Origin of the sequence: Synechococcus sp. HIMB2401, from assembly GCF_042883245.1 — a bacterium.
Lineage (GTDB): Bacteria > Cyanobacteriota > Cyanobacteriia > PCC-6307 > Cyanobiaceae > Parasynechococcus.
Window position 1 is genome coordinate 54,573 of record NZ_JBDJKK010000005.1, and the last position, 21,382, is coordinate 75,954.

Here is a 21,382-nt window from a genome sequence, read left to right on the forward strand (position 1 = left end):
GCCAAGGTCTTGGAACTGAGCGGGCAGTTCTCGGCCGTTGGCAGGCTTCACAAAAAAAAGATTGCCTTGAACTTAAAAAGGGTGTTCTTGGAAAGAAACTGGGCGCCATCACCGCGATCGGCACAGCCACCCAGGCCCGCCTTTTTCGCTAAACCGCGTGCCGACTGGCCGATCAACACCGGAACGCAAGCCCCCGGGCATAAGTCGAGATAGAACAACCGATAAGCACAACCAATCAGCTGCTGTGCCGACAAGCCAATCAGCACAGGTTCCGCGGCATTGCAGGATCAATGCATCGGATTCGTTCCATGGATTACAAGAGCGCTGGAGTTGACGTTGAGGCCGGGCGCGCGTTCGTGCAACGCATCAAGGCGTCTGTGGAAGCCACCCACCGACCGGAGGTCATCGGCGGCCTTGGCGGCTTTGGCGGGCTGATGCGTCTTCCAGCCGGATTGCGCAAGCCCCTTCTGGTCTCAGGCACCGATGGCGTCGGAACCAAACTGGAGCTGGCCCAGGAGCATGGCTGCCATCACGGCGTGGGCATCGACCTGGTGGCGATGTGCGTCAACGACGTGATCACCTCAGGAGCCGCGCCGCTCTTCTTCCTGGATTACATGGCCACCGGGGCCTTAGCGCCATCGGCAATGGCCGAGGTCGTTGAAGGAATCGCCGATGGCTGCAGGCAGAGCGGCTGCGCCCTACTCGGCGGCGAAACGGCCGAAATGCCGGGGTTTTACCCGAAGGGGCGCTACGACCTCGCCGGCTTTTGTGTGGCCGTCGTCGAAGAAGACGAGCTCATTGACGGCCAGCGCATCCAACCTGGCGACAGCGTGATCGGTGTAGCCAGCAGCGGCGTGCACAGCAACGGCTTCAGCCTGGTGCGCAAGGTGCTGGAGAAGGCCAACGCCAATGCGAACACCTTGTATGGCGACGACCAGCGCCCTCTCATCGACGACCTGCTGGCGCCGACAACCCTGTATGCCGACCTGGTGCAGCACCTGCTGCAGAGCGGATGCGAGCTCCACGGCATGGCCCATATCACCGGCGGAGGACTCCCGGAAAACCTGCCGCGCTGCCTGCCGGATGGCTGCTCTGCGCGCATCGATGCCTCCAGCTGGACAAGACCACCCCTGTTCCGATGGCTGCAGGAGGCCGGAGACATTCCCGAAAGAGACCTTTGGCACACGTTCAACCTCGGTATCGGTTTCTGCCTGGTGGTGCCGGCTGGGAGCGAAACCGCTGTGATCGAGCATTGCCGCGGCAAGAACCATCGGGCTTGGGTGATTGGCAACGTGACGTCCAACACCCCAGGCAGCGCTGCTGTTCTGGACGGTGTTCCCGCCTGATTACGTCAGTTTCAGACAGGTTTAAAGCAGTCGACCACGCCCCAGAAGGGATCGAATAGGCTGACCTGAAGCACATCGGAACCTTTTCCGATAGCGGCGTCAATACATCTTTTTTCAATGCCTTTTGATAAGCCCCAGCGCATGACGCGTCGTCGATCGTCTGCAGGTCCTGTTCCTCCGAGGCGTCCTTTGCCTTCTGGCCAGGACAGGCAACAGGGCTACAGGCAGGGTCCACGACCAACTTTTCTCACGCTCCGGGATCACGGCAAGGTGTTCGTGGCCGACATGCCCCACCTTTCAGATGGGCAACTTGCTCACATCGGCAAGGAAGCCCAGGAGGTTTTGGAAAGCCTCGAGCGGCGGATTCAAGACATGGAGCAGGAGCTCAGTCATGGTCCTCAGGAGCGCGACACCCTGATCAAGGCGTCCACCAAGCGCGACGTCACGCGCAGGTTCATCCGGGCAATTCAGGACGAGCAGGAACATCGCCAGAACAACCCCGCTCTGAGGAGCGCTGCTGGCGAATCGCTTCCGCGCACCTTTCTGGAGGTCGCCCGGCATCGACTGCCTGGGGCGACCTTCGATTCCTTGCTGCAGGAAGCCCTCGCCGCCTGTGCCCAACAGCAGGACACTGCCCCAGCCCCCACACGCCTGGAACCCTCGCAGGACAAAGTCGTTCCGATTCGCAATGACGGCGACAGCCTCCCTGTGGTGGTGAGTCCAGCCCCTGAATCCGCCTCGGAGGCCTGAGCACAACACTCAGCGGCTCTGAAAGGGATTGGCGGGCATCCGCTCGCTGCAATGGAGCCGGGCCGCATCCAACCGCTGAAACTCCTGCGGTGACAATGACCACTGCAGCGCAGCGGCGACATCCCTGGCCTGCTCTGGAGTTCGCAGCCCCGGAATCGGCGTTGTGCCGAGAGATCTGCACCAGTTCAAAGCGACTTGAACCATCGATGCCCCGCGATCGATCGCGATGGCCTGCATCGCACTGCGCAACTCAAGACTTGCCGGAAGCAGGCGCTGGAACAGGCGTTGTCTCAACCAGGTGACAGGACGCCTCTCCTCAGACCCGGGAGCACAACCCAGCACGCCGAAAGCCAGAGGGCTGTAGGCCAACACCTCCACGCCAAGCTCCCTGCTGACGGCAATCAACTCGCGCAGCTGATCATCCGCAGGTGCCAAGAGCGAGCACTGCACCTGAACGCTGCGCAGGGAAACGCCCCGCTCCAACAGACGGCGATGGATCAACAGCAGGCGTTGGGGGCCCAGGTTGGACAGGCCCAACTCCTCAACCCGGCCAGACAGAACAAGATCAGCCAAGCCATCAAGAAGGCCTGCCTCCTGCCAGGGCGCGTAGCGCGCTGTGCTCCAGTGCAGCTGCACCCGCCGAAGCTGCCCCTTGAGCCGCGTTCGACTGGCCTCAAAGGCGGCATCAAAGCCCCGACGCCCCCATCGCCAGGGGAATGGGGCCAACTTCGTGGCCACCGTCAACTGGGATCGACGCAGGGCTGGCAACTCGGCCATGAAGTCGCCAAGCAACGCTTCACTGCGTCCACTCAGGCTCCCCGTTCCATAGGAATCCGCCGTGTCGATCAAGTTGAGCCCAGAGCTGAGGGCCTGACGAAACGTGGCACGAAGGCGAGCGTCATCCCGCTGGGCGTCGTATCCCCAAACCGCCTTGTTGCCCCAGGCCCAGGTGCCAAAACCGATGCCGTTCAACGGGGCGATGCTGCTGCCAGCCATGATCGCCACCAGCCCGTCCCGTTGCGTCATGACCGCATCCCCCGCGCAGGAACCTGCTCGATCGACCGATCAAGCGGTGGAGGGATCGACTGCGGACGCGGAACGCATTCTCTGCAACCACTGCCGCAGAACCGCCAGCAATGGCATTCGCTGCCTGGGCATGTGCGTTGCCGACAGCGATTACTGATGATTCATCTCTGGATGGCGCCACTGCTGCTTGCCGTGCCAGCAACGGTTAATCCAGCCCAGGCTTTTGGCCGTCTGGAGCACAGCCCTGCGCATTGCCGCATCGTCGTCGGTGGGCGTTCTTTGGCCTGCGAGCACCTGCAGATCAGGGCTAACGGAAGCCGTGGCCTGCGGCTTCGATTCATCGGAGATGATCAAGAAACGGGGGGCAGCTATCAGTTGAGCTTCGTCAGCCTGGATGGAGATCAAGGCAGTCCGCTCAGCTGCGACAACTCAGCCTGCAGCGTGGATTCACGCCGCTGGAGCGCAACCCTGCTCAGCACGTCATGGGTTCGCTTTGATGCCAGAGGCCTACCCAAAGGCCTTCCTGCAACCCGTATGGCCCAGGGGCGTTGCTGGATTGATGCGAACACCGTGAGCTGCGAGAGTCACTCACGCAACGATGCCGGCATGAGCGCGGAGGCTCAACTGTGATGAGGATTAAAAGGCGGCACCCAGATTCGAACTGGGGATAAAGGATTTGCAATCCTCTGCCTTACCACTTGGCCATGCCGCCGCCCGGGAACAGCTGTCCCCATCAGGGGATCGTATCAGCCATGCCCCTGGCTCTCTGCTGTTTCTCTGCAACGGCCACGGCGAAGACCTGATCACCCTGCGGATCATCCAGGCCGTGCATCGGCGCGCACCGCGACGCCCCCTGACCGTGCTCCCTCTGGTGGGTGCCGGACGGGTGTTTGATGCTGCTGTTCAGCAGGGATGGTTGACACGCCTAGGGCCAAAAGCGGCCCTGCCCAGTGGTGGCTTCAGCAACCAAAGCCTGAGAGGTCTGCTGGCAGACGTCAGGGCTGGACTCCCCAGCCTGAGCTGGAGTCAATGGCAGTTGGTACGCCGCCTGGGACATGAGCGCCAACCCATCGTTGCCGTGGGTGATTTGCTGCCACTGCTGATGGCCTGGAGCAGTGGCGCCCCCTTCGGCTTCATCGGCACTCCCAAAAGCGACTACACCTGGCTCAGCGGTCCCGGACGGGCCAAGAGCGACTGCTACCACCGGCTCAAAGGCAGTGAGTGGGATCCCTGGGAATGGCGCCTGATGCGCTCGCGCCGTTGTCAACTGGTGGCCATGCGTGATCGGCTCACGGCACGAGGCTTGCAACGCAAGGGCGTGAGCGCCCTTGCGCCGGGCAATCCGATGATGGATGGCCTTCAGGTCCAACCGCTGCCATCGGCCCTGGACCGCTGCCGCCGAGTGCTCCTGCTCTGCGGAAGTCGCATGCCGGAGGCCCAGCGAAACCTGCAGCGGTTGGTTCGCAGTGCCATGGCGCTGCCCGGCCGTGTGCCGATGGCACTGCTCGTGGCCGTGGGCGCCCAACCCGATGCAGAGGCCCTGAGCAACAGCCTTGAACAACTGGGGTTTCGACGCAGCCTTCCGCCTTCGGACCAACTGGGTGCCGAAGCCTGCTGGGTGAAAGGAGCTTGTCTGGTACTGATCGGGCGAGGTTGCTTTGACCAATGGGCCGGCTGGGCAGAAGCCGGCATCGCCACCGCCGGAACGGCGACGGAGCAACTGGTGGGGCTGGGCATTCCGGCCCTGTCCCTCCCGGGACCAGGACCGCAGTTCAAGCTGGGCTTCGCCCGCCGTCAGAGCCGCTTGCTGGGGGGAGCGGTTCGTCCCTGCTCTGATGAATCCGAGCTCACTAGAGGGCTCGAATTCCTCCTGGCCGACCCGGCACTCCGCTCCCACCTGGGACGGATCGGGACGCAGCGGATGGGGCCGGCAGGGGGAAGCGATCAGCTGGCACGCCTGATCCTGGATCGCTTCAACGGATACTGAAGATCTTCGGTTGGTTGCGATGGCCGCGATTCAAGACCCCACCCTCGTCAAACTTTGTGCCCAGTTGGCGAGTCGACTGAGCATCAGCCTCGCCAGTGCCCGGCGCCAGGTGGAACAAGCCGCGGCCCAAGAAGGACATCGCGATGTGGAGGGACGGCGAGCCATGGCTGAATCCATGCTGGCCGCCCTCGACAAGGACAACGGTGACCACGCCCGTCAGCTGGACGCGTTGCTCGAGAACAGCGAAGGCGACGGCAATTTCATGCTGGAAGACTGAGCCCCAACCTCAGTGCTCAAAGATCTGGTGAAAGCGCAGCCGATCCAGCTCGGCTACCACCGGAACGCACTGGAAGCAGCGTTGCGCCAGATCCCAGCGCCCTTCCCGCCGCAACATCTGCTCCAGGCGCTCACGGGCTGGCAGCAGATAGCGCACATCGTTGGCGGCGTAGGCCAGCTGGGCATCCGTGAGTTCGTCCACCCGGCCCCAGTCACTGCTCTGGGCGCCCTTGTCGAGCTCGACGCCGACCAATTCCATCACCAGATCCTTGAGGCCATGGCGGGGGGTGTACGTGCGGCCGAGCCGACTGCCGACCTTGGTGCAGAACACGGGGTTCACGTCGATCCCCAAACCGGCGGCAAGCGCAGCCACATCAAAACGGGCGAAGTGAAACACCTTCTCCACCGTGGGCGCCTCAAACAGGCGCTTGAGATTCGGAGCCTCGGTCTGGCCCAGGCCAATGCGGACGCAGGCCACACGGTCTTCGGCGTCGGCGATCTGAACCAGGCAAAGCCGATCACGCCCATGGATCAGCCCCATCGCTTCGGTATCAACGGCAAGCCGCGGGGACCGCAGATAGCGCTCCGTCCAAGCTGCATCGAGGTCGCGATCAAAGACGGCGAATTCCGCTGGGGATGACGACTTCTCAGCCATGACTTCAGGAAGGGATAGGGCCAGTGTGGCCAATCACCTCCACAGCAAGTCTCAAGACTCTCCTCTTGAATCTCGAAATGAGATCGCTTTTGATTGGTGAAGTCGTCCCGCGCCTGTGTTCTCTCGCAGAAAGCCTTCGCGCACCTGTCTGGCAGACATCGAGCAGTACTTCCATCAGCCGCCGCCGCAGTTCCTCGATCTCGAGCTGGCTGTCTGCTGGATCCTCGAGTGCCTGCTCAAAGACGACAACTACCCCTCCGGACTCCTGCAGAAACTGATCCGGGAGGAGCCGCAACTGCGGCTTTCTGAAACCGTGCTGCAACAGGCCCTCGAGTTCCTTGAGCAACAGGGCTCGATCAGCAGTTACACCCAACGCTGCCCGAGCCGCGGACGGCCGCGGCGCATGCTGCACCTTGAATCCGATGCACGCGGCGAAGCCGAGCGACTGATGCCCCCCTGGCGCAGCTGGCTGGACTCCCACCGGTTCGCCTTGAACTAAGCGATTCAGCCGGCGCAAGGCTTAAAAAGGTTGAACACCACCGGGATGCCATGCCTGCAGGATTTCAATCCACCCTCCTGCTGACTGTTCTGCTGGCGATTGGTCTGGTCTTCTTTCTTCGTGCAGCCAGCAAAGACCGAACCACAGTGGTGGACGTGATGTCCCCCCAACCCCCCATCACCGTGCTTGACGGGCTCAGCACTTGGCTGGAAGAGCGCGGCTGGAGCCGGGATGGCGGCGATGCTGAGCGCCAGGTGCTCCGCTTCAAGGGGAAAGTGGCCTCCAGCCAACCCCTTGCGGTGTTGCTGTCATTACTGGCGGCCACTGGCTCCGCCTGCTTCGGTCTGGTCCTGCGTCAGCTGGCACCCCAACTGCACTGGTGGCCTCTGCTGCTGATCGGCCTCGGACCTCTGGCGGGAGCTGTCTACACACGGCGGGCCGCTCGCACAGAAGCCCTTGAACTGCAACTCCTTCCTGCTCCCGAGGGAGACGGCAGCGCCATTCGTCTGCGGGCTCATCGGGACGAATTGATCGCCATCGAACTGGAACTGGCTGAGACCCTGCAACTCGCCAGTGACGGATCCCTGCTCTCCTCCCCCATCTAAACCATGCGTCTGCCGGCCTGGATGCGACGGCGTCGCTTTGCCTCAGGACTTGCCATCGCAGGCCTGTCACTGGCAACCCTGGCGATGACCAAGGCTGCGGAACAGCACAACTGGCTTGGCACAGCCGAGCCCAGCAAAAAACCAGCACCGAAACAGCCAGCCCCCTGTCCTGAGCCCGCCACGCCAGATCCCTTGCTCGGCCCACGCACAAAGAAACCCGGGAGCTGGGTTGGCAGAAGCCCTGTGCAGAGCAACCTGCCAATCGTCGTCATGGCAGGACATGCCGACTCCCAGGGCACCGCTAGTCCAGGAGCCCCTGGATATGCCGTGGATCAACAGAAGCGACCGCCGATGCAACCGGGCATTCGCGATGAGCTGTTCTGGAACCGCGAAGTTCAGGCCGCTGTGGTGAGCCAAGGCCAAGCCCGTGGCTTGAACATCCGCGCCTACACCCCGCCGTTAATCAGCATCGCGAACGATGACGACCCCAGCACCAACTGGTCGAAGGCCAAGGTCTTTTCAGAGCGTGGTGAATACGTCCTGGAGATCCATTTCGATGCCTACCGGCCCCATGGCTTCGGCTCCGGCTTGATTCCGGTGCTCCCAAATGTGCGTGAACTGAATGTCGTCGATGAAAGCCTGGCCCAGGCATTTGGGCGCTACCCACGCCTGTTCCGCGGAGGCCTTGGCGGTCCGCGGCGCGGGATCGGAATTCTTGAAATCGCCATGCTTGAGGCCCCTCTCGAGACGAAGCTGAGGGATCCACGCTCAAGGGAGCACACGGTGAATTGCCTGGCCGAGCGCGTGGTGAACGCGCTCGTTCAAGGCGTCAGTTAGTTGATCGCTCCATGGGTGCGGCAGCGCTCATCCAGCGAGGCATCACCGAGCCAGTCCTGCGGCTTGGTGAACAGTTCGGTCAGCAGGGCCTCCCGTGATCCAGCCTCGGCGGTGTAGCCGTACTCCCAACGCACCAGCGGAGGCAGAGACATCAAGATCGACTCCGTGCGTCCATTGGTCTGCAGGCCGAAGATCGTGCCGCGGTCCCAGACCAGGTTGAACTCCACATAACGGCCCCGGCGATAGAGCTGAAAGTCCCTTTCGCGATCGCCATAGGCCATCGGGTGGCGCTTCTCCACGATGGGGGCATAGGCGGGGAGGAAGGCTCTGCCATTGGCCTGCCCCAAGGAGAACAGCTGCTCCCAGCTCAACGGCCGAGCTCCCAAACGGGCTGACACCTGAGCCGCAGGCCCGGAGGGATCCTGACCCTTGTAGAGAGTGCCGTTGGCGTCTTGGTAGTCGTAAAAGATGCCGCCAACGCCGCGGGTTTCACCACGGTGCTTCAAATAGAAATATTCATCGCACCAGGGCTTGAACACCTTGTGCAGATCCGGGTGAACCGAATCACAGGCCGCCTGATGGGTGCGATGGAAATGACGGGCGTCGTCGAGGAACGGGTAGTAGGGCGTGAGATCGGCACCGCCGCCGAACCACCACACCGGGCCAGCCTCGAAGTAGCGGTAATTGAGGTGAACCGTCGGGATGTAGGGATTGCGCGGATGCAGAACCATCGAGGTTCCCGTAGCAAACCAGGGGTGCCCCTTCGCCTCAGGACGCTGTTTGAGGATCGACGGGGGCAGTTCTTCGCCTTGAACCTCGGAGAAATTCACGCCTCCCTGTTCAAAGACGCGGCCCTCACGCATCACCCGGGAGCGCCCCCCACCCCCTTCAGGTCTGACCCAACTCTCTTCAACGAAGCGACCTTCACCGTCGAGGGCTTCCAGGCCCGCACAGATTTCATCCTGCAGCCCCATCACCATCGCTCGGGCCCGCTCTCTGGAATCGCTGGGGGGCAGCTCAAGGGGAGCGTTGCTGACACCCACGTCCTGGCGTCGGAGGACGCGGCGAATCAGGGAGCGGACCATGTGTCAGAGACTGAAGACATCGAAACCTAACCAGTTCACCCCAGGCCTGGACAAGCATCCGTCAGGGACTGTCACGGGCGGCGCCCCTAGGATCCGGCTTGCCTTGATGAAACGGATGACCCCGGTCGAGCAGGCCAACCAAGCCCTCCAGCAAGTCAAAGATGTCGGCAGTGGCAAAACGGCCCTGGAGCTCGGCTGGATCGAACAGATCCGCATCACCCCTCCGCGGGCTGTGTTTCGCCTCAGCCTTCCCGGCTTCGCTCAAAGCCAGCGAGACCGCATCGTGGCCGAAGCACGGGGCGCTCTGATGGCCCTCGACGGCATCGACGACGTGCAGATCGAGATCGGCCAACCGCCAAGCCAAGGGGGCATTGGCCAGGCCGGCCATGGTCAGCCGGCGGAACGCCAGTCGATCCCCGGCGTCCGCCAGGTGATTGCCGTGAGCAGCGGCAAGGGCGGCGTCGGCAAAAGCACCGTCGCGGTCAATCTGGCCTGCGCCCTCGCCCAGACCGGCCTGCGGGTCGGACTTCTGGACGCCGATATTTACGGGCCGAACGCACCCACCATGCTGGGCGTCGCTGACCAAACACCTGAGGTGCAGGGCAGCGGCGATCAGCAGCGGATTGTCCCGATCGAGACCTGCGGCATCGCCATGGTGTCGATGGGTCTGCTGATCGACGATCACCAGCCTGTGATCTGGCGCGGCCCGATGCTCAACGGCATCATTCGGCAGTTCCTGTATCAGGCCGAATGGGGTGAGCGGGACGTTCTCATCGTTGATCTGCCGCCGGGCACCGGTGATGCACAGCTCTCCCTGGCCCAGGCAGTGCCGATGGCGGGCGTTGTGATCGTGACCACCCCACAACAGGTCTCGCTGCAGGATGCGCGACGGGGGCTCGCCATGTTCCGGCAGATGGGCATTCCCGTTCTGGGCGTGGTGGAGAACATGAGCGCCTTCATTCCTCCGGACCGTCCCGACTGCCGCTACGCCCTCTTCGGCAGTGGCGGCGGCGCCCAACTCGCTGCGGATTACGACGTACCCCTGCTGGCTCAGATCCCCATGGAAATGCCCGTGCAGGAAGGCGGTGACACGGGGCGACCGATCGTGATCAACCGCAGCGACTCCGCCAGCGCCGCTGAGTTCAAGGGCCTTGCGACAGCGGTGCTCAAGGCCGTCACCCAGCCCGTCTGACGATGTTCAGCCGACGTGACCGCCGCAGATCGCACCGGGAGTGGGTGCTCTGGGGTGTTCCGCTCGGAATGATCACCATCGCCGGGGTGCTGATCGCCAGCACCCAACGCCAGGCGGACTATGCCGACTGGTATCACCACTGGATCACCGCGGCCTTCGGAGTGCTGCTGGCGCTGGGACTAGAACGGCTGCCGTTGCAGCGTCTCCGGCCTCTTTTGGTTCCCGTCTACGCCCTCACGGTGATCAGCCTGGTGGCGGTGCGCGTGATTGGAACCACAGCGCTGGGCGCCCAACGCTGGATCAGCATTGGCGGGGTTCATGTTCAGCCATCGGAGTTCGCCAAGATCGCGGCGATCCTGCTCGTGGCAGCAGTCCTGTCGCGACACCCGGTGGAACGACCGGTTGATCTGATGCGCCCGCTCGGGGTGATTGCAGTGCCGTGGCTGTTGGTGTTCATCCAGCCTGATCTCGGCACATCGCTTGTGTTCGGCGCCCTGATGCTCACGATGCTCTATTGGTCGGGGATGCCGGTCGAGTGGGTGATTCTGTTGTTGTCACCGCTGGTGACGGCCCTGCTCTCAGGCCTTCTCCCCTGGGCCATGGCCCTCTGGATCCCGCTGATGGGAGTTCTCGCATACCGCTCCTTGCCCTGGAAACGTCTGGCAGCCACAGCAACCCTGGCCATCCACGGCGCCATGGCTGCTGTGACGCCATGGCTCTGGATGCATGGTTTGAAGGACTATCAACGGGACCGATTGGTGCTGTTCCTCGACCCAAGTCAGGATCCATTGGGCGGGGGCTATCACCTGCTCCAGAGCACCGTTGGCATCGGCTCAGGCGGCGTCTTGGGCACAGGTCTTCTTCAAGGACAACTGACCAAGCTTCGTTTCATCCCTGAACAACACACCGATTTCATCTTCAGCGCCCTGGGTGAGGAAACCGGCTTTATTGGCTGCCTTTTGGTGGTTCTTGGCTTTGCCGCGTTGATGGCACGGCTGCTCCAGATCGCACGCAATGCCCGCACCGACTTCGAATCACTCGTGGTGATCGGGATCGGCACGATGCTGATGTTCCAGGTGGTGGTCAACATCTTCATGACCATCGGCTTGGGCCCCGTCACAGGAATCCCCCTGCCCTTCCTCAGTTATGGGCGCTCAGCCATGGTGGTGAACTTCATATCGCTCGGCCTCTGCCTGTCGGTGGTCCGGCAAAGCCGTCGCTCCTTGGCGCACCTCCGTTGACCGGCCCCTCCTTCACCGACCTGCGGCAACGGCTGGCACAGGACGTGCCCCAAGGCCGCTGCGATGAGATTGGTGTGCGTCGGCTTTGGTGGGCGGCCCTGGAAACCCTGCAACAGGACCTGCTTGAGCGAGGCCTGGAACGCGGCATCTGGCTGGCTGCCCCCCTGCCAGCTCTCTACGAACCGGAATTACTGAAACATCTGCAGGGATGGGTGTGGGCTCCAGATCAACTGGATCAACTGAGTCCGCATCCAACGGCACTGCCGGGACGGTCCAGCAGCGATGAGTCCGGTTCCCTGCGGGGATTCCAACGCTTGTCCCTGGGCCCCAACGACGGAGATGACCCACTGCTGCTGGTGATCACACCCGAGGTCCAGGTGGCCCTTGCCCTGCATGGGCCGCCCCAGAAGCGGCAGCTGCTGATGCGATGCGACCCGGCAACGCTCAGTGATGTACTGGTGCAGCTGGGGGGACGGCTGGAGCACCAATCACCAGCGCAGGCCGAGCAGCTGCGCAAAGCGCTCGAATCGATCGGCTCCCTACAGAGCAATGCAGCCTGGTCAGAACAGTTTTGGCCCCGCCTCACGGAGCGGCTCACCGGCACAGCCCCCGGGCTGATGCTGCAGCCCATCCAGGCTGAACGCCCACCGGAAGCGCCCAGCCATGGAGATCTGACTTTGCTGGAAGCGATCACCCATGAGGTGCGCACCCCGCTGGCCACGATCCGAACACTGATCCGCTCTCTGCTGCGGCGGAAGGATCTGGCTGATGTCGTTGTGAATCGCTTGCGGCAGATCGATGTGGAATGCAGCGAGCAGATCGATCGATTTGGCCTGATCTTCCATGCCGCTGAACTGCAACGGGAGCCCAACGAGGCCAATCTGGCCCGCACGGATTTGCAGGCCATGCTGAGCGCCCTTGCACCCAACTGGACGGAGCAGCTGAACCGTCGCGGGATCGCCCTGCAGCTAGATCTCAGCGCTGACCTGCCGGCGATCCTCAGTGACTCCCGTCGACTGGAACCGATGCTGGGGGGTCTGATCGACCGCAGCATCAGGGGGCTCCCCTCTGGCAGTCAACTCACGCTTCACCTCCAGGCAGCGGGTCCACGGGTGAAGCTTCAGCTGCATGTGGAGCATCCCGACAGGAGCCAGGCCGCGGAGGCCGGCCCGTCTCCCCAACGCGAAGACGTGGGCACCGTCCTGAGCTGGGATCCCAGCACCGGAAGCCTGCAGTTAAGCCAGGATGCGACCCGCCAGATGATGGCCAGCCTGGGAGGCCGCTATCAGCCAAGGCGCGACCGCGACATCACCGTTTTTTTCCCGGTGCATACGCCCGGAGAGTGATGGGTTTGTTGACGGGTGTGAAGCTTGCTGTCGGAGCTCAAAACAGGCCCCAATGACGGTGCTACTTTCCAGCCATAACGGCTCTTGTGGATTCTTTCAGCCATGGCAGCAACGGCGTTGAACGGTCAACTTCCCCAACACATCGCCAGCACTGGCGGCCTTCTGAATTCAGCGGAGACTGAAGAGAAATACGCAATCACCTGGACCAGCAAGACAGAGCAGGCTTTTGAGCTGCCCACCGGTGGCGCCGCTCTGATGAACTCAGGTGAAAACCTGATGTATTTCGCTCGCAAGGAACAGTGCCTCGCCCTCGGCACCCAGCTGCGCACGAAATTCAAGCCCCGGATCGAGGACTACAAGATTTACCGGATCTACCCCGGTGGCGACACCGAGTTCCTGCATCCCAAGGATGGTGTGTTTTCCGAAAAGGTGAACGAAGGACGTCCCATGGTGGGCCACAACCCCCGTCGCATTGGCCAGAACGTCAACCCGGCCAACATCAAGTTCAGCGGCCGCAACACCTTCGACGCCTGATCTCTCAAAACCGACGCCCGGAGGTCATGATCTCCGGGTCCCGGCTGCGATGATCAGGTCATGTTCAGTCCCGATCGCGACGCCTTTCATCAGGCTGTTTGCAGTGGTGCCAACCTGATTCCTCTGGCTCAGAGTTGGCCCGCAGATCTTGAAACCCCCCTCACCACCTGGATCAAGGTGGGTGACGGAAGGCCTCCAGGCGTGCTGCTGGAGTCCGTCGAGGGTGGTGAAACCTTGGGGCGTTGGAGCGTGATCGCCTGCGACCCTCTCTGGACGGCATCAGCGCGCAACGATCGTCTGACGCGCACCTGGCGAGATGGTCGTGAAGAGACCTTCAACGGGAATCCATTCGAATCCCTGCGCGACTGCCTGGCGCCGTACTCCTGCGTCAACCTGCCGGGCCTCCCTCCGCTTGGGCAGCTCTATGGCGTTTGGGGTTACGAACTGATCCAGTGGATCGAACCCACCGTCGCCGTTCATCCCCGCGCCGCTGCGGATCCCCCGGATGGGATCTGGATGTTGATGGACGCGATCCTGATCTTTGATCAGGTGAAACGACAAATCACCGCTGTCGCCTTTGGCGACCTCTCCAACGGAGCGGATGAGGAGCAGGCCTGGCAAACCGCAATCGGACGGATTGAGGTCCTACGCCAGCGGATGGACGCACCTCTGCCGGCCGTCATACCACTCACCTGGGACGCGAGAAGCAAAGAGCTTCCCGCGGTGTGCTCCAACCGCAGCCGCAATGAATTCGAAGCCGCCGTCGACACCGCCAAGGAACACATCGCAGCTGGCGATGTGTTCCAACTGGTGATCAGTCAGCGCCTGGAAACCGAAGTACCTCAATCGCCCCTGGAGCTGTACCGCAGTTTGCGGATGGTGAATCCTTCCCCATATATGGCGTTCTTCGACTTTGGGGACTGGCAACTGATTGGATCCAGTCCGGAGGTGATGGTTCAAGCCGAACCCGCTGCTGATGGCATCCACGCCAGCCTTCGCCCCATCGCCGGAACACGGCCGCGCGGCGCCACGCCCCTGGAAGACCGCGAACTTGAAGCTGACTTACTGGCCGACCCCAAGGAAAGGGCTGAGCACGTGATGCTTGTTGATCTGGGCCGCAATGACCTCGGCAGGGTCTGTCAGCCCGGAAGCGTTGCGGTGCAGGACCTGATGGTGATCGAGCGCTACTCCCACGTGATGCACATCGTCAGCCAAGTCGAAGGACGCCTGGGCCCAACGCACGACGTGTGGGATCTGCTGATGGCGGCGTTCCCCGCCGGCACCGTGAGCGGCGCACCGAAAATCCGGGCGATGCAACTCATCCACGAGCTGGAGCCCGATGCCCGAGGGCCCTATTCCGGGGTGTACGGATCCGTTGATCTGGCCGGGGCCCTCAACACGGCGATCACGATCCGCACCATGGTGGTGCAACCCCGTGATGGCGGGGGATGCCGGGTGAAAGTGCAGGCCGGGGCCGGCGTTGTGGCCGATTCACAGCCGACGGCGGAGTTTGAGGAGACCCTCAACAAAGCCCGGGGAATGCTCACATCACTGGCGTGCCTGAATCCGCCGGGATGACAGCGCACCCCCTTCTGCTGAAAGGCTTCGAGGTTGAACTGTTCACCGGTCGAAGCAACGGAGCCAACGTGGGCGTCGCACCCGAGGTGGCCAGGGACCTACCTGGCTTCGTGACGGAACCGGACCGTCGCAACCTCGAATACATCACCGACCCGATCCGGGATTACGCCGAACTGCCCGAGGCGCTGCTCGCTCCCCGTCGCACGCTGCGTCAGTGGCTGCAGAAGCGGGAGCTGACGCTTCTCCCCGGCAGCACCATGAGCCTGGGTGACAGCAGCCGATTCGAACGCTCCGACCCTGAAAACGCTTATCACGCGCTGATTGAACAGCTGTACGGCACCAGGGTCGTGACAGCCAGCATCCATATCAACCTCGGGATCACCGATCTCAACTGGTTGTTTGCAGCAGTGCGGCTCGTGCGCTGCGAAGCGGCTCTGCTGCTTGCCCTGAGTGCAAGTTCTCCCTTCCTGGATGGGCAGAGCACCAGCCACCACTCCCAGCGATGGCATCAATTCCCGCTCACGCCCGCTGCAGTTCCTCTCTTTAGGGATCACCAGAACTACATCGAGTGGGTGGAGGAGCAGCTGGCCACGGGTGCCATGCGCAACGAGCGTCACCTGTGGACGTCGGTTCGGCCCAATGGTCCGCGGCGCCCCTACGACCTCAACCGGTTGGAATTAAGGATCTGTGATCTGGTCACCAATCCCGATCAGCTGCTGGCGATCACCTGTCTGCTGGAGCTGCGGCTGCTGGCCCTCAAAAACAACATCGAAAGCCTCGATCCACTCAGCAGCAGTTCGCTAAGCGCCGCTGAACTGGTCCAGCTCGCCGACAGCAACGACGCCGCCGTGGCCCGATCCAGCCTGAATGCTGAACTCAGGCATTGGCAGGACGGCCGTGTCATCAACTGCAAAGACTGGCTGCTGGAGCTGATTGATCAGCTCACGCCCCTGGCCGAATCGCTCCAGCTCAGCGCCTGCTTGAAGCCCTTGGATTCCCTGCTTGTTGATGGCAACCAGGCCATGCGCTGGGAAGCGGCCCATGGCCAGGGGCAATCCATCGAAAACCTGCTTCAGGAAGGTATCCAGCGGATGGAGGAGGAGGAACGGATCTCCACCGGGGAAGCCTGTTTGGGATGATCATGTCGAGTTCGTCGCAGCGTGGAGACTTCATGCCCGAGTCCACCACCCCTGTCTCCGAGCAAGAGACTGCACGCTTGAGCGGTGGCGGATCCGGTGCAGGACAGCTTCTTCAACACCGGCTGGACCTGATTGAAGACCTCTGGAAGTCGGTGCTGCGCAGCGAGTGCCCACCGGAGCAGAGCGAACGCCTGCTGAGGCTCAAACAACTCAGCGACCCCGTTTCGATGGGAGGGCGAGATGGCGACAGCACGAGCGAGGCGATCGTCGAGCTGATCAAGGCCATGGACCTTTCGGAGGCCATCTCGGCCGCCCGTGCCTTTTCGCTGTATTTCCAGCTCATCAACATCCTTGAGCAACGGATCGAGGAAGACAGTTATCTCGACAGCCTGAGACCCAATTCCAGCGCTGACGCGGCCCAACGGGACGCCTTTGATCCCTTCGCTCCGCCCCTCGCCAACCAGACTGATCCAGCCACCTTTGGAGAGGTGTTCGAGCGGCTGCGGCGGATGAACGTTCCCCCCGCGCAGGTGGAACAACTGCTGCGGGAGCTGGACATCCGGCTTGTCTTCACCGCGCACCCGACGGAGATCGTGCGGCACACGGTGCGGCACAAGCAGAGGCGGGTGGCCAACCTGCTCCAGCAACTTCAATCCGACGCCCCTCTGGCGCATCAGCTGCGGGAGGACTGCCGCGACCAACTGGAGGAGGAAATCCGCCTGTGGTGGCGCACCGATGAACTCCACCAGTTCAAGCCCACCGTTATCGACGAGGTGGATTCAACCCTGCACTACTTCCAGCAGGTGTTGTTTGACGCAATGCCGCAACTGCGCAGAAGGCTGATCTCCGCCCTGCATCGCCACTACCCCGATGTCCAGGTGCCCCAGGCGTCGTTCTGCACCTTCGGCTCCTGGGTGGGTTCTGATCGAGACGGCAATCCTTCGGTCACACCCGAGATCACCTGGCGAACCGCCTGTTACCAGCGACAGCTGATGCTGGAGCTCTACATCAGTTCTGTGCAGTCGCTCCGCCAGCAGCTGAGCATCTCCATGCAGTGGAGTCAGGTGGCTCCATCACTGCTGGAGTCGCTCGAAATGGATCGGCTCCGGTTCCCGGAGATCTACGAGCGCAGAGCAGCGCGATACCGACTGGAGCCCTACCGCCTGAAGCTCTGTTATGTCCTCGAAAAACTAGAGCGCACCCTCGCCCGCAACAACCAACTGTCGGAAGCGGGCTGGCAGATGCCCTGTGAGGCGCTGGCCGATCCCAAGGATGGGCTCGGTAACGCTGAAGTTCTCCACTACACCTCGGTGGACCAGTTCCGCAGTGATCTGGAGTTGGTGCGCAACAGCCTCGTCAGCACCGAACTGAGCTGCGAACATCTCGACACCCTGCTGCACCAGGTGCACATCTTCGGGTTCTCACTGGCCAGCCTGGACATCCGTCAGGAAAGCACCCGCCACAGCGATGCCATCGACGAGCTCACCCGCAGCCTTGAACTGCCCCAGGCCTATGGGGAGATGGATGAGACGGAGCGGATGGCATGGCTCCTGCAGGAACTGCAGACCCGTCGGCCCCTGATCCCTCCTGCTGCCAGCTGGTCGGCAGCGACGGCCGAGACACTGGCGGTGTTCCGAATGCTGCAGCGCCTCCAGGAGGAGTTCGGTCCGCGGATCTGCAACTCCTACGTGATCTCCATGAGCCACACGGCATCGGATCTCTTGGAGGTCCTGCTGCTGGCCAAGGAGGCTGGTCTCGTAGACCCGCCCAACAAACGGGCCTCCCTGTTGGTGGTGCCGCTGTTCGAAACCGTGGAGGATCTCCAACGGGCCCCTGAGGTGATGGAGGGTCTGTTCAAGACGCCGCTTTACCGCGAACTCCTCCCCGTTGTGGGGCAGCAAAAGCAGCCGCTGCAGGAGCTGATGCTGGGCTACTCCGACAGCAACAAGGATTCCGGCTTCCTCTCCAGCAACTGGGAGATTCATCAGGCCCAGATCGCCCTTCAGGAACTCGCCAGCCGCCAGGACGTGGCGCTTCGCCTCTTCCACGGCCGCGGTGGATCCGTCAGTCGTGGTGGCGGGCCGGCCTATCAGGCGATCCTGGCCCAACCCAGCGGCACACTCCAGGGCCGGATCAAAATCACCGAACAGGGCGAAGTGCTGGCCTCGAAGTACAGCCTGCCCGAGTTGGCGCTCTACAACCTGGAGACCGTCACCACCGCCGTGGTGCAGAACAGCCTGGTGACCAACCAGCTTGATGCGACACCCAGCTGGAACCAGCTGATGAGTCGCCTAGCCACCCGCTCACGGGACCATTACCGGGCTCTGGTTCACGACAATCCTGATCTGGTGGCGTTTTTTCAGCAGGTCACACCGATCGAGGAAATCAGCAAGCTGCAGATCTCCAGTCGACCAGCCCGACGCAAAACCGGTGCCAAGGACCTCTCCAGCCTGCGGGCCATTCCCTGGGTCTTCGGCTGGACCCAGAGTCGGTTCCTTTTGCCGAGCTGGTTTGGCTTCGGCACGGCGCTCTCGGAAGAAGTGGGCGGCGACGCCGAACAGCTCGACCTGCTGCGGCGCCTCCATCAACGTTGGCCGTTCTTCCGAATGCTCATTTCCAAGGTGGAAATGACCCTCTCCAAGGTGGATCTCGATCTGGCCCATCACTACATGAACAGCCTGGGGCACCCGGAACAGCGGGAGGCCTTTGAAGCGATCTTCGAGGTAATCGCCAAGGAATACGAACTCACCCGAAAACTGGTTCTTGAAATCACGGGCCAAAACAGACTGCTGGGCGCTGATCAAGGGCTTCAGCTGTCGGTTGATCTGCGCAACCGCACCATCGTTCCCCTGGGCTTCCTGCAGGTTGCGCTGTTGAAGCGACTGCGGGATCAGAACCGGCAACCGCCCATGAGTGAGACGCCAGGCGCCCCCGAGGACACCCGCACCTACAGCCGCAGTGAACTGCTGCGGGGAGCCTTGCTCACCCTCAACGGCATTGCAGCCGGCATGCGCAACACCGGCTGATCCACAGTGCTGTCGTTCCTTCAACAACCCTCGATTCCACCCTTACCCGAGGGAACGCGACTCGAAACATCTACCCCTCCCACCTCACAACAGCTCAACACGTTGCTGATTTCCTGCGGGGAATCAACCCACCCTGAGGAACGCTGGGAGCTCGCCCTTCAGCGCAGCTTGTGGCAAATCAGCATCCTGGAGGAATCAACAGGGGAGCTGATCGGATTTGTGCGGGCCACCAGTGATCTCGCCCTCAACGCCAATCTTTGGAACCTGGCCGCCAAACCAGGGCCGAACCAAGGGGCCCTTTTCGCTGTTCTGGTGCACCGGGCCCTGCAGATTCTGCGCCGGGATCTGCCGGGCTGCAGCCTTTCAATATCGGCCCCTGCGGATGCGCTGGAAGCTCTCAAGCAGCAGGGATTCTTGATTGATCCCAATGGCATTCGCGCCATGGGCCTCAACCTGAGCTGAGACATTGAGTTCAAACACGAGCATGGAGGGACTCGAACCCCCGACCCTCAGAACCGGAATCTGATGCTCTATCCAACTGAGCTACATGCCCACTGATCGGCCTTAAGCCGCAGTGATATCGAGCGGCAACCGTCCCGATACAGGTACCTTACTCACTGGTCGCCCCAGCACCCATCCGGCTCCACAGGCTCCAACTGCAGGGCTTCCGGAACCACACCGTTCTGCAGCTGGAACTGACGCAGCCACGCCTTTTGGTGATCGGGCCCAATGGCATCGGCAAGTCCAACCTGCTCGAGGCGGTTGAGCTGCTCGGCAGCCTGCGCTCCCATCGCTGCAGCAGTGATCGCGATCTAATCCAGTGGGACGCTCCACAGGCCCTGATCCGAGCCGACGTGCGGGATGGGGATCGTCTGGAACTGGAACTGCGCCGCCAGGGTGGCCGACAGGCCAAACGGAACGGCAAGCTGCTGGATCGGCAACTGGACCTGATTGGTCCGCTGCGCTGCATCGGCTTCAGCGCCCTGGATCTTGATCTGGTGCGGGGCGAACCCGCCTTACGCCGCCAATGGCTGGACCGCGTCGTGCTGCAGCTCGAACCGGTGTATGCCGATCTGATGGCGCGGCTGAACCGGTTACTTCGGCAGCGCAGCCAGCTGTGGCGCCAGAGGCAGGTCTCCAGTGGCGAACGCCATGCACTACTTGATGCTTTTGACGTTCAGATGGCGCTGGTGAGCACCCGAATTCACCGGCGGCGGCAACGGGCCCTGCATCGGTTGGAACCGATCGCCCAACGCTGGCAGGCCCACCTCAGCGGGGGAACAGAAGCCCTGGAACTGCACTACAAGCCCGGCAGCAAGCTCGACGGGGAGGATGCCGAAGAACCCTGGCGACTCGCCATCGAGGAGCAACTACGCCAACAGCGGGGAGAGGAGGAACGGCTCGGCAGCTGCCGCGTGGGCCCGCACCGCGATGAGATCGCCCTCCTGCTGGGGGGCAGCCCGGCACGACGGTTTGGCTCGGCAGGCCAGCAGCGGTCGCTGGTGCTGGGCCTGAAGCTCGCCGAACTGGAACTGGTGACGCAGCTCTGTGGGGAGCCACCCCTGCTGCTTCTTGATGATGTGCTCGCCGAACTGGATCCAACCCGCCAGCAGCTTCTGCTTGAGGCCGTGGGCGAATCGCATCAATGCCTGGTGAGCGCCACCCACCTCGAAGGCTTTGGCGGCGGATGGCAGCAACAGGCCCAAATTCTCGGTGCAAGAGACCTGAGACCCGACCTGAAGATCAGATAGGGTGGCGGACCTGTTTTTCTCTCATCGCCTGATGGAGCAGACCCTCTCTGAACTGCATCCCAACCCGGGATGGGGGGCACCTGAGATTCATGCCACCGACATGGTCGGCAAACACTGCATTCTCGAGCTCTACGACTGCGATCCGAGCCGGCTCGACGACGAAGCATTCATCCGCACAACGATCACCTCAGCAGCCAAAGGCGCTGGTGCGACGCTGCTGAACCTGATCACCCATCAATTTCAACCCCAGGGCGTCACAGGCCTTGCCCTGCTGGCGGAATCCCACATTTCCATCCACACCTGGCCGGAATCCGGCTACGCCGCGGTTGATGTGTTCACCTGTGGTGACCACACCATGCCGGAACAGGCCTGCGCGATTCTCTGCAGTGAGCTTCAAGCGAAACGCCATGCGCTGAAGAGCTTTCTGCGTGAAACACCTGCGGCCATTGCCACTGGGGTGAGAGAGCCTATGAAAACGCCGAGCCGGCTCCCCAGCTGATCCGGCCCAG

The 21,382-nt window shown here is 62.4% G+C and carries 23 protein-coding genes and 2 tRNA genes; 19 read left to right on the plus strand and 6 right to left on the minus strand.

Annotated elements, in window-relative coordinates; translation table 11 throughout:
• Nucleotides 1-47: 47 nt before the first annotated feature.
• A complete protein-coding gene (locus AAXE93_RS11090; protein WP_390130774.1) occupies nucleotides 48-266 on the minus strand; it encodes a hypothetical protein in 219 nt (72 codons plus the stop codon).
• A gap of 42 nt (nucleotides 267-308) precedes the next feature.
• Between AAXE93_RS11090 and purM the strand changes: the two genes are divergently transcribed.
• On the plus strand, nucleotides 309-1,346 hold the full coding sequence (purM, locus tag AAXE93_RS11095; RefSeq protein ID WP_390130927.1) for a phosphoribosylformylglycinamidine cyclo-ligase: 1,038 nt from the start codon (nucleotides 309-311) through the stop codon (nucleotides 1,344-1,346).
• Nucleotides 1,347-1,463: 117 nt separating this feature from the next.
• A complete protein-coding gene (locus AAXE93_RS11100) occupies nucleotides 1,464-2,096 on the plus strand; it encodes a histidine phosphotransferase (RefSeq protein ID WP_390130776.1) in 633 nt (210 codons plus the stop codon).
• Nucleotides 2,097-2,105: 9 nt separating this feature from the next.
• Here AAXE93_RS11100 and AAXE93_RS11105 read toward each other — a convergent pair whose 3' ends face one another.
• Nucleotides 2,106-3,122: an aldo/keto reductase gene (locus tag AAXE93_RS11105; RefSeq protein ID WP_390130778.1), complete on the minus strand. Its 1,017-nt coding sequence runs from the start codon at nucleotides 3,120-3,122 to the stop codon at nucleotides 2,106-2,108.
• Here AAXE93_RS11105 and AAXE93_RS11110 point away from each other — a divergent pair.
• Both AAXE93_RS11110 and AAXE93_RS11115 read left to right on the plus strand, forming a co-directional pair.
• Nucleotides 3,121-3,279 carry a hypothetical protein gene (locus tag AAXE93_RS11110; RefSeq protein ID WP_170950470.1) on the plus strand — a complete coding sequence of 53 codons (159 nt, stop codon included), beginning with the start codon at nucleotides 3,121-3,123 and terminating at the stop codon, nucleotides 3,277-3,279. The two genes, AAXE93_RS11105 and AAXE93_RS11110, sit on opposite strands and share 2 nt — an antisense overlap.
• Complete coding sequence (locus tag AAXE93_RS11115) at nucleotides 3,279-3,752, plus strand: hypothetical protein (RefSeq protein WP_390130780.1); 474 nt, start codon at nucleotides 3,279-3,281, stop codon at nucleotides 3,750-3,752. Before AAXE93_RS11110 ends, AAXE93_RS11115 begins: the two co-directional genes overlap by 1 nt.
• A gap of 11 nt (nucleotides 3,753-3,763) precedes the next feature.
• Here the strand turns inward: AAXE93_RS11115 and AAXE93_RS11120 are convergent.
• A tRNA-Cys gene (locus tag AAXE93_RS11120) sits at nucleotides 3,764-3,834 on the minus strand.
• A 54-nt stretch (nucleotides 3,835-3,888) separates the two neighbouring features.
• Here AAXE93_RS11120 and AAXE93_RS11125 point away from each other — a divergent pair.
• Both AAXE93_RS11125 and AAXE93_RS11130 read left to right on the plus strand, forming a co-directional pair.
• Nucleotides 3,889-5,109 carry a lipid-A-disaccharide synthase-related protein gene (locus AAXE93_RS11125; RefSeq protein ID WP_390130929.1) on the plus strand — a complete coding sequence of 407 codons (1,221 nt, stop codon included), beginning with the start codon at nucleotides 3,889-3,891 and terminating at the stop codon, nucleotides 5,107-5,109.
• 19 nt (nucleotides 5,110-5,128) lie between these two features.
• A complete protein-coding gene (locus AAXE93_RS11130) occupies nucleotides 5,129-5,386 on the plus strand; it encodes a hypothetical protein (RefSeq protein ID WP_390130782.1) in 258 nt (85 codons plus the stop codon).
• Between the two features lie 9 nt (nucleotides 5,387-5,395).
• Here AAXE93_RS11130 and AAXE93_RS11135 read toward each other — a convergent pair whose 3' ends face one another.
• Nucleotides 5,396-6,040, minus strand: a complete 645-nt coding sequence (locus AAXE93_RS11135) for a ribonuclease D (RefSeq protein ID WP_390130784.1) — start codon at nucleotides 6,038-6,040, stop codon at nucleotides 5,396-5,398.
• A 115-nt stretch (nucleotides 6,041-6,155) separates the two neighbouring features.
• Here AAXE93_RS11135 and AAXE93_RS11140 point away from each other — a divergent pair, with 115 nt between their 5' ends.
• The 3 genes from AAXE93_RS11140 to AAXE93_RS11150 are packed head-to-tail and all read left to right on the plus strand — an operon-like array spanning nucleotide 6,156 to nucleotide 7,981.
• Nucleotides 6,156-6,539, plus strand: a complete 384-nt coding sequence (locus AAXE93_RS11140; protein ID WP_390130786.1) for a Pex protein — start codon at nucleotides 6,156-6,158, stop codon at nucleotides 6,537-6,539.
• Between the two features lie 50 nt (nucleotides 6,540-6,589).
• Nucleotides 6,590-7,144 carry a cofactor assembly of complex C subunit B gene (locus AAXE93_RS11145; RefSeq protein WP_390130788.1) on the plus strand — a complete coding sequence of 185 codons (555 nt, stop codon included), beginning with the start codon at nucleotides 6,590-6,592 and terminating at the stop codon, nucleotides 7,142-7,144.
• A gap of 3 nt (nucleotides 7,145-7,147) precedes the next feature.
• Nucleotides 7,148-7,981 (plus strand): N-acetylmuramoyl-L-alanine amidase, encoded by an 834-nt coding sequence (locus AAXE93_RS11150; protein ID WP_390130790.1) that lies wholly within the window; start codon nucleotides 7,148-7,150, stop codon nucleotides 7,979-7,981.
• Here AAXE93_RS11150 and hemF read toward each other — a convergent pair.
• Nucleotides 7,978-9,066 carry an oxygen-dependent coproporphyrinogen oxidase gene (hemF, locus tag AAXE93_RS11155; protein ID WP_390130792.1) on the minus strand — a complete coding sequence of 363 codons (1,089 nt, stop codon included), beginning with the start codon at nucleotides 9,064-9,066 and terminating at the stop codon, nucleotides 7,978-7,980. The two genes, AAXE93_RS11150 and hemF, sit on opposite strands and share 4 nt — an antisense overlap.
• Before the next feature lie 115 nt (nucleotides 9,067-9,181).
• Here hemF and AAXE93_RS11160 point away from each other — a divergent pair, with 115 nt between their 5' ends.
• The 8 genes from AAXE93_RS11160 (at nucleotide 9,182) to AAXE93_RS11195 (ending at nucleotide 19,584) form a co-directional block, all read left to right on the plus strand.
• A complete protein-coding gene (locus AAXE93_RS11160; RefSeq protein ID WP_390130794.1) occupies nucleotides 9,182-10,258 on the plus strand; it encodes a P-loop NTPase in 1,077 nt (358 codons plus the stop codon).
• A 2-nt stretch (nucleotides 10,259-10,260) separates the two neighbouring features.
• Nucleotides 10,261-11,499, plus strand: coding sequence for a rod shape-determining protein RodA (rodA, locus tag AAXE93_RS11165; protein ID WP_390130796.1), 1,239 nt, complete (start codon nucleotides 10,261-10,263; stop codon nucleotides 11,497-11,499).
• Nucleotides 11,496-12,845: a sensor histidine kinase gene (locus tag AAXE93_RS11170; protein ID WP_390130798.1), complete on the plus strand. Its 1,350-nt coding sequence runs from the start codon at nucleotides 11,496-11,498 to the stop codon at nucleotides 12,843-12,845. Before rodA ends, AAXE93_RS11170 begins: the two co-directional genes overlap by 4 nt.
• Nucleotides 12,846-12,947: 102 nt before the next feature.
• On the plus strand, nucleotides 12,948-13,379 hold the full coding sequence (locus AAXE93_RS11175) for a photosystem I reaction center subunit II PsaD (RefSeq protein ID WP_011363412.1): 432 nt from the start codon (nucleotides 12,948-12,950) through the stop codon (nucleotides 13,377-13,379).
• Between the two features lie 60 nt (nucleotides 13,380-13,439).
• Nucleotides 13,440-14,957, plus strand: a complete 1,518-nt coding sequence (locus AAXE93_RS11180; RefSeq protein WP_390130800.1) for an anthranilate synthase component I family protein — start codon at nucleotides 13,440-13,442, stop codon at nucleotides 14,955-14,957.
• Nucleotides 14,954-16,096 (plus strand): glutamate--cysteine ligase, encoded by a 1,143-nt coding sequence (gshA, locus tag AAXE93_RS11185; RefSeq protein ID WP_390130802.1) that lies wholly within the window; start codon nucleotides 14,954-14,956, stop codon nucleotides 16,094-16,096. The genes AAXE93_RS11180 and gshA overlap by 4 nt, the downstream gene beginning before the upstream one ends.
• A gap of 32 nt (nucleotides 16,097-16,128) precedes the next feature.
• The gene (ppc, locus tag AAXE93_RS11190) at nucleotides 16,129-19,122 is read left to right on the plus strand and encodes a phosphoenolpyruvate carboxylase (protein WP_390130804.1); all 2,994 of its coding nucleotides are present in this window, start codon (nucleotides 16,129-16,131) and stop codon (nucleotides 19,120-19,122) included.
• A gap of 6 nt (nucleotides 19,123-19,128) precedes the next feature.
• Nucleotides 19,129-19,584, plus strand: coding sequence for an N-acetyltransferase (locus AAXE93_RS11195; RefSeq protein ID WP_390130806.1), 456 nt, complete (start codon nucleotides 19,129-19,131; stop codon nucleotides 19,582-19,584).
• A 17-nt stretch (nucleotides 19,585-19,601) separates the two neighbouring features.
• Here AAXE93_RS11195 and AAXE93_RS11200 read toward each other — a convergent pair.
• Nucleotides 19,602-19,675 (minus strand) — tRNA-Arg (locus tag AAXE93_RS11200).
• A 103-nt stretch (nucleotides 19,676-19,778) separates the two neighbouring features.
• Between AAXE93_RS11200 and recF the strand changes: the two genes are divergently transcribed.
• Nucleotides 19,779-20,873: a DNA replication/repair protein RecF gene (gene recF, locus AAXE93_RS11205; protein ID WP_390130931.1), complete on the plus strand. Its 1,095-nt coding sequence runs from the start codon at nucleotides 19,779-19,781 to the stop codon at nucleotides 20,871-20,873.
• A gap of 31 nt (nucleotides 20,874-20,904) precedes the next feature.
• Entirely contained in the window at nucleotides 20,905-21,372 is a 468-nt protein-coding gene (speD, locus tag AAXE93_RS11210; RefSeq protein WP_390130808.1) for an adenosylmethionine decarboxylase, read from the plus strand.
• Nucleotides 21,373-21,382: the final 10 nt, after the last annotated feature.